Annotated in this window: 10 protein-coding genes; 6 read left to right on the top strand and 4 right to left on the bottom strand. The window is 72.7% G+C overall.

Translation table 11 applies throughout. From position 1 onward, the window contains the following. Positions 1-15: 15 nt before the first annotated feature. The 4 genes from IEZ24_RS00430 to IEZ24_RS00445 are packed head-to-tail and all read right to left on the bottom strand — an operon-like array spanning position 16 to position 4644. Positions 16-915 (bottom strand): ABC transporter permease, encoded by a 900-nt coding sequence (locus tag IEZ24_RS00430; protein WP_129455274.1) that lies wholly within the window; start codon positions 913-915, stop codon positions 16-18. Continuing rightward, positions 912-2012 (bottom strand): ABC transporter permease, encoded by a 1101-nt coding sequence (locus tag IEZ24_RS00435; protein ID WP_224744647.1) that lies wholly within the window; start codon positions 2010-2012, stop codon positions 912-914. Before IEZ24_RS00435 ends, IEZ24_RS00430 begins: the two co-directional genes overlap by 4 nt. Next, on the bottom strand, positions 2009-3586 hold the full coding sequence (locus IEZ24_RS00440; protein WP_242498487.1) for an ABC transporter ATP-binding protein: 1578 nt from the start codon (positions 3584-3586) through the stop codon (positions 2009-2011). The genes IEZ24_RS00435 and IEZ24_RS00440 overlap by 4 nt, the downstream gene beginning before the upstream one ends. After that, positions 3583-4644 (bottom strand): BMP family protein, encoded by a 1062-nt coding sequence (locus IEZ24_RS00445; RefSeq protein ID WP_224744648.1) that lies wholly within the window; start codon positions 4642-4644, stop codon positions 3583-3585. The genes IEZ24_RS00440 and IEZ24_RS00445 overlap by 4 nt, the downstream gene beginning before the upstream one ends. 181 nt (positions 4645-4825) lie before the next feature. On the opposite strand from IEZ24_RS00445, the gene IEZ24_RS00450 reads away from it, so the two are divergent. From IEZ24_RS00450 to IEZ24_RS00475, 6 genes are all read left to right on the top strand, one after another. After that, positions 4826-6346, top strand: a complete 1521-nt coding sequence (locus IEZ24_RS00450) for a PucR family transcriptional regulator (RefSeq protein WP_165356085.1) — start codon at positions 4826-4828, stop codon at positions 6344-6346. A gap of 187 nt (positions 6347-6533) precedes the next feature. Then, the gene (locus tag IEZ24_RS00455) at positions 6534-7709 is read left to right on the top strand and encodes a T3SS (YopN, CesT) and YbjN peptide-binding chaperone 1 (protein ID WP_129455271.1); all 1176 of its coding nucleotides are present in this window, start codon (positions 6534-6536) and stop codon (positions 7707-7709) included. A gap of 46 nt (positions 7710-7755) precedes the next feature. After that, positions 7756-9405, top strand: coding sequence for a nuclease-related domain-containing DEAD/DEAH box helicase (locus tag IEZ24_RS00460; RefSeq protein WP_129455270.1), 1650 nt, complete (start codon positions 7756-7758; stop codon positions 9403-9405). 78 nt (positions 9406-9483) lie between these two features. Then, a complete protein-coding gene (locus IEZ24_RS00465) occupies positions 9484-11361 on the top strand; it encodes a BTAD domain-containing putative transcriptional regulator (protein ID WP_207206818.1) in 1878 nt (625 codons plus the stop codon). A 22-nt stretch (positions 11362-11383) separates the two neighbouring features. Further along, positions 11384-12766, top strand: a complete 1383-nt coding sequence (locus IEZ24_RS00470; RefSeq protein ID WP_129455269.1) for an FAD-binding oxidoreductase — start codon at positions 11384-11386, stop codon at positions 12764-12766. 90 nt (positions 12767-12856) lie between these two features. Next, on the top strand, positions 12857-14224 hold the full coding sequence (locus IEZ24_RS00475; protein WP_129455268.1) for an FAD-binding oxidoreductase: 1368 nt from the start codon (positions 12857-12859) through the stop codon (positions 14222-14224). The last annotated feature ends 166 nt before the right edge of the window (positions 14225-14390 follow it).

Below are 14390 nucleotides of genomic sequence, written 5' to 3' on the forward strand. Positions count from 1 at the left end.
GGATGACTCCTCGTGTCAGGCACGCCGGTAGGCCTTCAAGTAGGACCCCGGGTAGTGCACCTTGCGGCCCCAGACGGCCAGGGCGGTGATCACCGCCACGTAGGGGAGCGCGAGCATCACCTCGCGCGGGACGTCGCTGAACGCCGTGGTGATGGCCAGCTGGAGCTGGAGGGCGTCCGTGACGGCGAAGATGAGGGCGCCGAGCACGACGGGCCACACACGCCACTTGGCGAAGATGACGAGCGCGATGCACACCCACCCGCGTCCGTTGATGATGTTGAGGGTGAAGCTGCCCAGCACGGCGAGGGTGAGGAACGCCCCCCCGATGGCCATGAACGCACCGCCGACGGCGAGGGCGGCGTACCGCGTGGCGTTCACCGAGATCCCAGCCACCTCGGCGGCCTCGAAGTTCTCCCCGACGGCGTGGATCCGGTAACCGAGGCCGGTCGAGCGCAGCACCCACCACGTCCCCGGAGCCAGCACGAGGAAGGCGACGTACGTCAGCCAGTGCTGCTCGAGCACCGGTACGTCGGACAGCCAGGCGTCGAACTTGTCGTCGAGCTTCGGCCGTCCGCCGGCGTACAGCATCCGGAAGGTGAACTCGCACCCGGCGATGAGCAGCAGCGTCAGGCCGAGGCCCGAGACGTGCTGGTTGAGGCCCAGGGTGACGGACAGGACCGCCATCGCCAGCCCCGCGACGACGCCTGTGAGGATCGCAGCGAGCAGACCCCACCACGGAGAGCCGGTGCGGAGGGCGACGAGGAAGCCGGTGAAAGCGCCGGCGTACATGGTGCCCTCGATGCCGAGGTTGAGCACGCCGGTCTTCTCGACGATCAGCTCGCCGATGCCGGCCCACACCAGCGGGGTAGCGACGGTCAGCATGGCGGCCAGGGCGGCCAGGAGGTTGATGCTCATCGGTGCCCCACCTCTTCGCGCTCGGAGTCCTCAGCGGCACGTCGCGGTGGTCGCCACTGGACCCGGTAGCGCCGCCAGCTCAGCGCGGACAGCACGGTCAGCATCAGGAGCGCGCCGAACATGTCACCGAGCTGGGTGGGCACCTGCAGCACCAAGGAGACGCTCTCGGCTCCGACGGTGATGTCCCCGAGGAGACCCGCGACGAGCACGACACCGAGCGCGGTGAGGCCACCCAGCGTGGCCACGATGATGCCGGTGTACCCGTAGTTGTTGGAGATGCCCTGGGTGAGCTGGTGCTGGACCCCCATCACCTGGGAGGCGCCGCCCAGGCCGGCGATGCCGCCCGACACCAGGGCGGCCCGGAACCGCAGCCGGTCGACCGGCACCCCGCTGAAGGCGGCCGCGTCGGGGGCCGCGCCCGTGGCCCGCACATGGAGCCCGACCGCGGTCCTGCTGAGGACGAACCACGTCAGGGCGATGATGAGCAGGGCGACCGCGAACCCCCAGTGCACCCGGGTGCCGGGCACGATCTCCGGCAGGTCGTAGCCCGTGCCAAAGCGGTCGGAGTCGGTGAAGCCGCTCGCGGTGTTGCGCCACGGCCCGTTGAGGAGTCCCTGGACGACCAGCAGGGCGACCGGGTTGAGCAGGAGCGTGGTCACCACTTCGTCGATGCGACCGTGCCGCTTCAGCCAGGCAGGCAGGAGCGCCCAGCCGGCGCCCCCGACCGCGCCGGCGACGAGCCCGAAGGGAAGCGCGGCGACGGCCGGCAGGTCCGGGAGCGTCAATGCCAACCAGGTGGTCAGCACGGCGCCCATGAGGAACTGACCCTCGGCCCCGATGTTCCAGTAGCCGGCGCGGAACGCGATGGCGACCGCTATGCCGGTGAACAGCAGCGGTGTCGCGGACAGCAGGACCTCGTAGATCCCTTGGGGCGAGCTGAGGGGCTGGACCAGGTAGCGCTCGAACGCCGCGGGCGGGTTGGCGCCCGCGATGCGGATCGGGATGGCGGTGAGCACGACCGTGGCCAGCACCGCCACCAGGACCGCCACGGGCGCGACCCACCGCGGCTCGCTGCCGCGCAGCACCAGCCGCATCATGCGCTCACCTCGCCGGCCATCATCCGTCCCAGCCGATCGCTGGTGGCCTCTGCCGGAGCCACCTCCGCGGTGATCCGGCCGCGGAAGAGGACCACGATGCGGTCGCACAGGGACCGCAGCTCGTCGAGGTCCTCGGAGATCACCAGCACCCCACCGTCGCGCGCCTTCAGGTCCTCGAGGCGGCCGTGGACGTAGCGGTAGGCGCCGACGTCCAGGCCGCGGGTGGGTTGGGCGGCGACCAGTGCCCGGGGCCGGCGCGCCAGGGTCCGCGCCAAGAGCACCTTCTGCATGTTGCCTCCGGAGAGGTTGGCGATGACGTCCGTGGGGGTCGCCCGGATGTCGAACCGCTCGATGAGCTCCTCGGCGTGCCGACGGATGGCCGCGCCGTCGAGAACGCCGCGGCGGGTGAACGCCGGCAGGTCCTCGAGCACGAGGTTCTGCTCCACGCTCAGCTGCGGGATGACGCTGCCACGCCGATCCTCGGTGAGCCGCCCGAGCCCGGCCTGCAGCCGGGCGCCGACGCCGCTGCGGGTGATGTCCTGACCGGCGACCTCGACCCGTCCCCGGCTGGCGGCCAGCGTGCCGGCCAGCACCCCTGTGAGCTCGGTCTGCCCGTTGCCGCTGATGCCCGCGACGCCCACGATCTCGCCGGGCATCACCTGCAGGCTGACGCCGTCGAGGACCGGATGCCCACGGACCTCGTACGTCACGTCCGTCAGGCTGAGCGCCGGTACGCGCGCGCCGGGGTCGGGGGACGCCGGGGAGCTCGCGTCCCGGTTCGTCGCCGGGACGGAGAGTCCCACGGCGGCGGCGGCGGTGTCGGTGTCCGTGGTGGTCGTGGTCGAGGCCGTGGTCGACCCCATCATCAGGGCCGCCAGCTCGGCGTCGCCGACCTCCTGGGTGACGCGCTCGCCGACCAGCGTGCCGCGGCGCAGCACCACCACGCGGTGGGAGATCTCCGCGACCTCACGCAGCTTGTGCGAGACGAAGAGCACGCCCAGTCCGGAGGTCCGCAGCCGCTCGATCGTGACGAACAGCGCCCGGACGTCCTGAGGGGTGAGCACGGCGGTCGGCTCGTCCAGGATGAGTACCCGGCAGTCGTGGAAGAGGGCCTTCACGATCTCCACCCGCTGGCGCTCGCCGATGGACAGCGTGGACACGAGACGCTCCGGCTGGAGGTCCACGCCGATGCGCTCCATGGCCTGTTCGACACGGGCACGGTGCTGGCGGGCGTCGATCCGACCGAGGCCGACACCGGACAGGGCGACGTTCTCCCGGACCGTCATGGTCTCCACCAGCGAGAACTCCTGGGTGACCATGCCGATGCCGGCGGCCATCGCGTCGCGCGGCGACCGGATGTTGAGGGTCCGCCCCTCCATGCGGATGACGCCGGCGTCCGGGCGTACGAGCCCGTAGATGATCTTCATCAGCGTCGACTTGCCGGCTCCGTTCTCACCGAGCATGGCCACCACCTCGCCGCGCCCCACGGACATGCTCAGCGAGTCGTTCGCGACCAGGTCTCCGAAGCGCTTGGTGATGCCTTCGAGCTCGAGGAGCGGCGCAGCGGTGCTCACTGCCGCGAGACGTCGATGGAGCCCGCCGGCGCCGACTCGTCCACCGGTGTGGTGAAGGAGCCGTCCATGATCGCCGCCTCCTTCTCCTCCACCTGCTGCACGAGGTCCTCCGGCACGCCACCGACGACGTCGGTGTTGATGGGAGCCAGCTCGCTGCCGCCGACGTTCATGAAGCTGTACTCGCCCAGGTCGACGGCGGCCGGACCGTTCTCGGCCTGCTCGACGACCGCGTCCACGGTGGGCCGCATGTGCCAGATCAGCGACGTCACGACGTGTTCGGGTGCCTCCTCCTCCTGGTCGACCATCATCCCGATGACCGGGATGTCCGCCTCCTCCGCGGCGGCGATGACCCCGTCGCGCTCGGCGAACAGCACGTCCGCACCGGCGGCGACATGGGCGTTGGCGGCCTGCTTGGCAGCCGCGGGGTCGAAGAAGGTGTTGATGAAAGAGACCTTCACCGTGGCCTCCGGGTTCGTCTCCTTGATGCCCTGGACGAAGGCGTTGACGATCCGGTTGACCTCCGGGATGGGCATCGCCCCGACCACGCCGATCACGTCGCTCTCGGTCAGGCCGCCGGCGATCATGCCGGCGAGGTAGGCCGGGTCCTGCAGCCAGTTGTCGAAGACGCTCATGTTGGGCTCCACGGGGTCCTCGCCCGAGCCGAACGCGAAGGGGATGTCGGGGAACTCCGCGGCGACCTTGCGGACCGCCTCCTCCGCCGCGAACGCGTCGCCCATGATCGCGTCCGGCTGCTCGCTGGACGCGATGTTGCGCAGCGTGCGCTCCATGGCGTCGGCGGTGTTCACGTTGTCCACGTGCTTGTACTCGATGGTCCCGTCCTCGACCGCGCTCTGCAGCGCGGCGTGGATGGCGCCGTCCCACGGCTCCTCGAGCGGGGTGGCGAAGACGCCGTAGATCAGCGGCAGGTCCTCCGTGCCCTCCCCGCCACCGCCCGTGGTCTCCTCGCCGGTGGTGCCGCCGCAGGCGGCCAGGACCACCATGCTCGCTGCCGCGACCCCGGCCAGTGCCCGGTGCCGCCAGGTACGACGTGTCTGCATGCCCATGAGCGTCTCCGTGCTGTCAGGAGCGGTGGCCCCGCGGGTCGCGGCTGTTTCCGCCTCGACAGCAACTCAACCCCCCACCTGCAGCGGACGACAAGGGTCGAAGCGTCATTTCGATGCGGTAACGACCGGACAGTTCGTCATGCCTGAACGGGACCTGGGACGTCATGCTGTCGACATGGCGATCACGGTGCAGGACCTTCTCGAGCTGCCCGTGCTCAGCGAGGCCCGTCCCGAGGTCCTGTCCGGGGGTGACCTGTCTCGCCGACCCGTGCGGTGGGTGCACACCTCGGAGATCTACGAGATCTGGCCACTGCTGCGCGGCGGCGAGGTCCTGCTGACCACCGGGCTGGGTCTGGTGGGTGCGTCACCGGAGGCGACGGCGGCGTACGTCCGCGCCCTGGCGCGCAAGGAGGTCGCTGCCCTGCTCCTCGAGCTGGGGCGCACCTTCACCCGCCCGCCCGAGGCGCTCGTGGTGGCGGCCGTCGAGCACGGCCTGCCCCTGGTCGTCCTGCACGGTGTCGTGCCCTTCGTCGAGGTCACGGAGACCGTCCACCCGCTGCTCCTCGACCACCAGGTGGAGGAGCTGCGCGTCCTCGAACGCGCGTCCGCGGAGATGAACCGCAGGCTCGTGGGCGGCGACGGGCTGCCCGACCTCGTGGCTGCCGTCGCCGAGCTGTGCGGGGGACTGGTCGGCCTCTACCGGATGGACGGAACCCTGGCGGCGGGCTCCGACGTGGAGGATGCCGACGACGCGTGGGAGGTCGGTGTGGGCACCGGTCCGTGGGCGAGGCTCGTGGTCACAGGGGTCGGGTCCGAGCACCGACGCCTCGTGGAGCTCTGCTCCGGCTCGCTGGCCGTCTTCCTGGCCCACAGCGACGCGGCCACGGTCACGCCCAGCACGGCGGCCGCTGCGCTGCTCCGCGACCTCGCCTCGGGCCGGTACGTCTCGGGGGCGGACATCGCCGAACGCGCCTCCGCCTTGGGACTCTCGGCCCAGCCGGGAAAGCGGCTGCTGGCGCTGGTCGTCCGCACCACCACCCTCACGTCGGGCCGGACCGGCACCGATGCGGTGGTGCACGCCGCGCGGCGCGTGCTCGAGACCTGTGCGGCGGCGGAGGTGGACGGACAGGTGCTGATCGCCGCGAGCCTGCCCTTCGCCGAGCTCCGCGAGCGGCTGTCCCGTCTGCTCGACTCCATCGATGCCGAGCTGAGCGCGACCGTGGGCGGGTCGGTGAGCCTGATGACGGCCGGCGCCACGGTCGATGATGTCACTGGTCTCGCGCGGTCCGTGCCCCAGGCGATCGAGGCGGCGACGCTGGCCACGAAGCTCAGCCTGCGCTCGCGCCTGGTGCTGGCGAGCGACCTGGGCGTCTACGACCTGCTGTCCGGGGTGGTGGCCGATGCCGAGCTCGAGCGCTTCGTCGACGAGCAGCTGGGGCCGCTGCTGGGCCAGGACGCCCGGACAGGCTCGGAGCTCGTCCGTACGCTCGACGCCTACCTGGAGGCGGGTCTGTCCAAGACGACCGCTGCGGCCGCGCTGGGCATCCGCCGGCAGACCATGTACGCCCGCCTGGAACGCATCAGCCGCCTGCTGGGCGGCCTGGCGCCCGACGACCGACAGCGACGTACGGCGCTGGACCTGGCGCTGGTGACCTGGCGGATGCGGTCCTCCGCACCGGCCCACCGACCGCGCTGACCACCCGGCCATCCCGCTCCTGTTGCCGGTGGTGGCGTCGAGCTTGACGGAGTCCCAGGCGTAGACGGCGTCGGCGGCCTTGCCCTGGTCGGTATCGGCGCCGTCGACGGGGCCGGCGTTGTCGGTGGTCGTCCCTAGAGTCGTGCTCGTGGGGATCGCGGGGGCGATCCGGACAGGGGTCGAAGGCATGGGCGACGAGCTGGAGCGTCGGTGGGACGACGCGGTCGAGACGGCGTGGCGGGAGTTCCGGCAGCGGCTGGCCGACCGCCTCGCGGAGCTGGGGTCGGGCGGTCTCCTCATCGTGGACACCGGGCCCGAGGACGAGACCGCGCCGTGGTGCCAGGTGCTGGTCGCGGACGGCGTCATCCTCGTCGAGGCGTTCCGCGGGGGAGCGACGGACGCGTCGGTGGAGCTGACCTCGCGCCACGTCGACGAGGCCGCGGTGTTGGTCGTCGACACCCTCCGCGAGCGCTACGGCGTGCTGCACCCCGTCTACCTCGACGCCGACGGCCTGGAGCCGGAGGGAGCCGTACGCCCGCTGCCGCCGCGGCCGCCGCGACCGGACGGGCACGACCTCGACGAGGTGGTCCAGCCGTCGTCGGTCGAGGAGGTGCGCGGCGTCATCGACCTCGCGGTCGCCGACGTCTACGACGAGGCGCCGGAGTGGGACGACGACGGCGACCTGCCGCTGCCCGCCGACAGCCGCCTCGTGTGGGTGACGGTCCACAAGGACGCCCCGCGCGTGCTGCTCTCGTGCCTCCTGGTCGACGACGTGGCCGACGAGCGGGTCGCGCTGGCGGAGGTCAACCGGCTCAACCGCTCCGAGCCCGGCCTGACGTTCTCCCTGACCGAGCAGCGGATCAGCGTCACGCGCGAGGTCGGCCTCGCCGTGGCCGTGCCGCAGGCCGTGCGCGGCGAGATCATGCGGCTGCTGTCGCAGGTCGACGGGTGGGCGCGCGACCTCGGCGAGCGCGTGCGCACCGCGCCGGAGCCGGTGGCCGAGCGGGCGGGCAGCCGCTTCGAGACGGCGTACGCCGTGATGGCCGAGCTCGAGCGGGAGGAGCGCGGGTCGGTCGGGCCGGCCACGATGGTGCGGATCTACGGCAACGACACAGGGCTGCTGCTCAAGGCGCTCCGCATCACGGAGAAGCGGCGCCGGGAGGCGCGCGGCAAGGTCCGTGAGGCACGCCAGCTGCAGCAGCGCAGCAAGGAGAAGGTCCTCCTGGCGCGGCACGACTACCTCCGCGACCTCGCCGCGCGGATGCGCGCCGGGCTGCGGCTGATGGTCGACGCGCCGGTGCGCAAGGTGCAGGTCGACCAGCTCGCACTGTTCGACGAGGACGAGGCGGGGACCAACCGGTGACGTCGTTCGGCGGACGCGCGGTGGTGCTCGGTGATGGGGTGGTCGCATGCCGCGCCTGATCCCGGAGAGCCCGACCTTCGCCACCACGTCCGAGCAGGCCGTGTGGGAGCGGCTGCGCGCCGGTCTCGGCACCGACGACGTGCTCATCGCCAACCTCCGGCTGACCGACGAGCGCAAGGACCACGAGATCGACCTCGTCGTCCTCATGCCCGACGTCGGCATCGTGGCGCTGGAGGTCAAGGGCGGCAGCGTCTGGTGGGACGACGGCTGGCGGATCATGCGCCGCGGCCACGAGGCCACCATCCACCCCGTCGACCAGGCGCGCGACGGCAAGTACGCCCTCCGCGAGTACGTCGAGCGCGACGAGCGGTGGGGCAGCCGCACCCGCGTCGCGTGGTCGCACGCCGTCGTCACGCCCTACTCCGAGTTCGGGTCGGACTTCGCGCTGCCCGACCTGCCGCGCTGGGCGCTCCACGACAAGGGCGACCAGGACCACCTGGTCGGCCGGCTCCGCCAGAACGCCCAGCGGATGACGCACGGCCAGCGGGTCGCGACCGTCGACGACGTCGACGAGATCGCCGAGATCCTCACCGGCCGGCTGCCCACCACCTACGACGTCCGGGCGGAGGCCGACCAGCGTGCGGAGGTCGCCGACCGGCTGACGCTCGAGCAGGCCACGATCCTGCGGGTCACCCGGCTGCTCAACCGGGTCGAGGTGCGCGGCGGTGCCGGCAGCGGCAAGACCGTCCTCGCGCTCCAGCAGGCCAAGGAGCTCACCCGCGGCCTGCAGGACCGCAAGCCGCAGCGGGTGGCGCTGCTCTGCTACTCCATCGGCCTGGCCGAGCACCTCAAGCGAGAGGTCGCTTCCTGGCCGCGCAACCACCGGCCGGCGTTCGTCGGCACCTTCCACGCCTTCGGCAAGCAGTGGGGAGCGCCCGACGGCGACCGCACGGACAGCGACTTCTGGGAGGAGCGCCTGCCGGCAGAGATGGCGGAGCTGGCGACCGCCCTGCCCGACGGCCACAAGTACGACGCGGTGATCGTCGACGAGGCCCAGGACTTCGCCGACTCGTGGTGGACGCCCGTGCTCCGCGCACTGCGAGACGAGGAGGAGGGCGGGCTCTACGTCTACTCCGACGAGAACCAGCGGATCTTCGCGCGCTTCGGCCGCCCACCGGTCGCGTTGGTGCCGCTCGTGCTCGACCACAACCTTCGCAACACCCGCCAGATCCACGAGTCCTTCGGTCCGCTGGCGCCGAGCCGGATGTACTCCCGCGGCGGCGACGGCCCCGCCGTACGCTTCCTCGACGCGGCCGGCGAGGACCCGCTCGACGTCGCCGACGACGAGGTGGACCGCCTCCTCGACGGCGGCTGGGACCCGCAGCACGTCGCGCTCCTCACCACCGGGCACCGCCACCCGATCCAGGTCGAGCGCACCGACTTCCACGACCAGGACGGCTACTGGCGCACCTACTGGGACGACGACGTCTTCTACGGCCACGTGCTGGGGTGCAAGGGTCTCGAGCGCCGGGCGGTCGTGCTCTGCCTCAACGAGGACGGCTCCCGTGACCGCGCCCGCGAGCGGCTCTACGTCGGGATGTCCCGCGCCACCGACGAGCTCGTCGTCGTGGGCGACCCGCTGACCGTACGCCGGGTGGCGGGCGACGACGTGGCGCGGAGGCTCGGGATCTGCTGAGGCCGCGTGCCCAAAATCGGGGCAGCCGGCGGCGCGCCGACGGCCCTATCCTCGACGGAGTCGACGCGAGGAAGTGGGGTGGACGGACAGCCGCACCTTCACCTGCACGTGCTCGGCGAGCTCACGGCCACGCGGGACGGGGAGGCCGTGGACCTCGGCGGGCGCCGTCAGCGCGCCGTGCTCGCGGGCCTGGCGATGCAGCGTGACCAGATCGTGCCGGCCGACCGCCTCGTCGACTGTGTCTGGGGCGACCACCCGCCTGCCAACGCGAACGGTGCGCTCCAGGCGTACGTGAGCCACCTGCGCCGTCGGCTCGAGCCCGACGCGACGGCGCGGCAGCGCGAGGGTGTCATCGCCCGCGCCGGCCCCGGCTACGTGCTGCGGCTCCCGCCCGACGCCGTGGACGCATGGGCCTTCGAGTCGGCGGTCGAGGCGGCAGCGGGCCAGGCGCCGGGTGAGGCAGTGTGCACGCTGGACACCGCACTGCGGACGTGGCGCGGACCCGCGTACGCCGACTACGCGGGGGAGGCGTGGGCCGAGGCGGAGATCGCCCGGCTCGCCGAGCTGCGCGGGGTCGCCCGCGAGCGGCTCCTCGGGACGCGGCTCGAGCTCGGCGAGGCCCAGCTCGTCATCGGCGAGCTCGAGGCCCTGGTCGCGGAGGACCCGCTCCGGGAGGAACGCTGGCGACTCCTGACCCTCGCGCTCTACCGGGCGCACCGCCAGGCTGCGGCGCTCGCGGCGCTGCGCCGAGCCCGCCAGGTGCTCGCCGACGAGCTCGGGGTAGACCCCGGCCCGGCCCTCCGCTCGCTCGAGGCGGAGGTCCTCGCGCAGTCGCCCGACCTCGACGCACCGACCCCGCCGTCGGTCGACCGGGCAGTCGAGCTCGTGCCACGACCCCGCACGCCCGACGGGCTCGTGGACCGGGACCGCGAGATGGCGATCCTGCGCGAGAAGCTGGACGAGCTCGAGCAGGGGGTGCCCGGCTGCCTCCTGGTGGAGGGGCCTGCGGGCATCGGCAAGACGCGCCTGCTCGACGAGCTGCGCCGGCTCGCGGTCGCTGCCGGCACGTGGGTGCGGTCGGCGCGCAGCAGCGCACTGGAGCAGGACTTCGAGTGGGGAGTGGTCCGGCAGCTGTTCGGCGCCGGCGCGGACGAGGCGTTGGCTCGCGACGAGCGCTACGCGGTGCTCCGCGGGCTGTGCGAGGTGACGACGCACCTCGCCGAGGAGGCCCCGTTCGTGCTCTGTGTCGACGACATCCAGCGGTGCGACGACGCGTCGCTGCAGTTCCTCACCTACCTCGTCCGGCGCCTCGAGGGTCTTCCCGTGCTCGTGGTCCTGGCCATGCGCACCGGCGAGCCAAACCGGGCCGACGACCTCGCCGAGCTGGTCGCCGACGAATCGGTGATCCTCGTACGCCCCGCGCCGCTCACCGAGCAGGGCACGGCGGACATGGTGACCGAGCGGCTCGGTCGCGGCGCGGATGCCTTCGTCGCAGCCTGCCACCGGATGACCTCGGGCAACCCGCTCCTGCTGCGCCAGCTGCTGCGTGCCCTCGCCGACGAAGGCGTGCCGCCCGACGTGGCCCACATCGACACGGTCCGGGCCGTGGGCTCGCGGGCGATCGCCTCGCTGGTGACGCTGCGGCTGCGCCGGATGCCACCGACCGTGACGACGGTCGCGCGCGCCGTCGCGATGCTCGGGCCGACGGCCGACCTGGTGAGCGTCGCCGACCTCGCGCAGCTCTCGGAGGAGGACGTGGCGTCGGCGCTCGACCTCCTGGCCCGCAGCGAGATCCTGCTCGACGGCCACCCGCTCGACTTCGTGAACCCGCTGGTGCGCGACGCGATCCATGCCGACGTTCCCGCGGGGGAGCGCGCCCTGCTCGTCGAGCGGCTGGGCCGGCGGCTCAAGTCGTCCTCAAGTCACCCCAGCCAGGCTGGGGTGCCCACCCAGTGAGGCGGTGACAGTGCCCGAGTCCATGCCACTCCCGAGGCCCCTTCCCGCCGTCGACGCCGCCGCGCTGCGCGGGCTGGCCGGCGGTGCCGTGCACCTCCCAGGGGACCCCCTCTACGACGAGGCGCGGATGCCGTGGAACCTCCAGGTCGACGAGCACCCGGCGGCGGTCGCCTATCCGGCCGATCCGCACGAGGTGTCCCGGACCGTACGGGCCGCTGCGGAGGCCGGCCTCAGGGTCGCACCGCAGGGCACCGGTCACGGTGCCCCGCCGCTGGCAGGGCGGCTCGGCGACGCCGTCCTCCTGCGCACCTCGGCGATGACCGGGCTGCGCGTCGACGTCGCCGGCCGTACGGCGCGCGCGGACGCCGGCGTGCTCTGGGGTGATGTCGTCACCCGGGCCGGTCGGGTCGGGCTGGCCGGGATGCACATGTCCAGCCCGGGAGTGGGCGTGGTCGGGTCGTCGCTCGGCGGCGGGGTGAGCTGGTACGCCCGCCGGCACGGCCTGCAGTGCAGCGCGATCACGGCCGTCGAGCTGGTGCTCGCCGACGGGACCTTCGTGCGCGCCACCGAGGACCACGACACCGACCTGCTGTGGGCGGCGCGCGGCGGCAGTGGCGGCTTCGGGGTGGTCACGTCCCTGGAGTTCGACCTGCTGCCGATCCGGACGGCGTACGCCGGGATGCTCGCGTGGGACTGGCAGCACGCCCGCCGGGTGCTCACCGCGTGGGGCGGGTGGACGGCGGACGCCCCCGACGAGGTGACGAGCGTGGCCCGGATCTTCCAGGTGCCCGACGTCGGGTGGCTGCCGGCCCGGCTGCGCGACCGGAAGATGGTCATGATCGACGCCGTCGCGCTCGGCGACGCGGAGACAGGCGCTCGCACCGTCGCCCCGTTGCGTGCCCTGCGGCCCGAGGTCGACACGTTCGCGCAGGTGCCGGCCAGCGACGTCGCCCACCTCCAGATCGACCCGCAGGAGCCGACCGCGGTCTACGCCAACAGCGTCCTGGTCCACGGCCTGCCCGCGGACGCGGTGGAGGCGCTGGTCGCGTCGGCCGGGCCCGGCTCCGGCAGCAACCTGCTCTTCGTCGAGCTGCGTCAGCTCGGCGGCGCGCTCGCGCGGCCAGCACCTCGCGCCGGCGCGATGGACCAGCTCGACGGGTCCTTCCTGGTGCTCGGTGTGGGGCTCGACGTCGGCACCGGCTGGAGTGCCGTCCGCGAGGACGCCAGGAGGGTCCTGGACTCGCTCGCCCCGTGGGCATCACGGGCGTCGTACCTCTCGATGGCCTACGAGGCCGCGGCCCGGCGCGGCTGGTCGCCGGCGGCGTACGACCGACTCCAACGGATCCGTCGCGCAGCCGACCCGCACGGACTGTTTGTCGCACCGCAGAGCGGCGCTGGCGACTGATTCCGCGGCGGGTCTCAAGTCGGGCGCAAGTCCGTCTCAACCGTGGGGGTGCACCTTCGTCGGGTCAACGACGACACCAACGGAGGAAGCATGACCATCGCACAGACCAGCCCCGCAGCCGTACCGTTCGCGGAGCTGGAGGCACTCACCATCGGGACCGTCGCGGTGCCAGGTGACAAGGCGTACGACGCACTCGTCTCGCCGTGGAACCTGGCCGTCCCGGTCCGACCCGTGGCCGTCCTCGCGGCCTTCGACGCCCAGGACGTCGTGGAGGCCGTGCAGTTCGCGGCCCGGCACGGCATCCGCGTCACCCCGCAGGCCACCGGCCACGGCCCCATGGCCGCCCTCACCACCGAGCTGCTGGTCACCACCAAGGAGCTCGACGAGGTCACGCTCCACCCCGAGGAGGGATGGGCGCGCGTCGGTGCCGGCGTGAAGTGGCTGGAGGTCGTCGAGGCCGCTGCGCCCCACGGCCTGGCGCCGCTGTCGGGATCGATCACCGACGTCGGCATCGTCGGCTACACCACCGGCGGCGGACTGGGCCCGATGGCCCGCACCTACGGGCTCGCCATCGACCGGGTCCGCGCCATCGAGGTCGTCACCGGCGACGGCGTGCTGCGGCGGGTGACTCCGACCGACCACCCCGAGCTCTTCTTCGCCCTGCGGGGCGGCAAGGGGATGCTCGGGATCATCACCGCGATCGAGTTCGACCTCGTCCACCAGCCGCGGTTCTACGGCGGCTCGCTGTGGTTCGACGGCGCGGACGCTCCCGCGGTCATCGACGCCTGGCGTACGTGGTCGGCCGAGCTGCCCGAGGAGGGCACCACGTCGTTCGCGTTGTTCCAGCTGCCGGAGATGGACGGCGTGCCCCCGATGCTCGCCGGTCGGCTGACCCTGTCGGTGCGCTACGTGTGGACCGGCTCGGCCGAGGAGGGCGAGCGCTGGTTCGCGGCGATGCGGGCGGCCGCGCCCGTCATCCTCGACGACGTGGCCGACAAGCCCTACACCGCGATCGACTCGGTCCACACCGACCCGCTCGACCCGACCCCGGCGTACGAGGCCGGCGACGTGCTGGCCGACTTCCCGCGGGAGGCGGCCGACGCGCTGCTCGCGCTGACCGGTCCGGGTGTCGCGTCGCCCCAGATCCTGGTGGAGGTGCGCCAGCTCGGCGGCGCGTTCGCCCGCCAGGGCGAGCACCCGAGCGCGTTCGCGTCGCGCGACGCGGCGTACTCGCTGCTCGTCGTCGGCATCTCGGAGGTCCCGGGCGTGGAGGACCACGCCGCGGCGATCCTCGACGCGATGGAGCCCTGGGCGGGCGGGCACCGGCTGCCGAACTTCACGTTCACGCCCGAGGAGTACGTCGACGCCTACGACGAGGTCACGCTCGCGCGACTGCGGCGGGCCCGCCGGACGTACGACCCCGCAGGCGTCCTGGCGATCGGAGGCGTGCTCGCCTGAACCAACGGCTCGTGGCCCCTCGGGTTGGTGGGGCCACGAGCCGTTTCGCGTGCCCGCGTGGTCGTCCGGCTCGACCACGTAGGCGTCATGGTCGCGGCGTCAGGGTCCGCTCACCCGCGGGGGTGCCGCACATCCAAGGGACAGTCAACCTTGGGGCCAGTTCTGG

This window comes from Nocardioides ganghwensis (assembly GCF_014779655.1).
GTDB lineage: Bacteria > Actinomycetota > Actinomycetes > Propionibacteriales > Nocardioidaceae > Nocardioides > Nocardioides ganghwensis.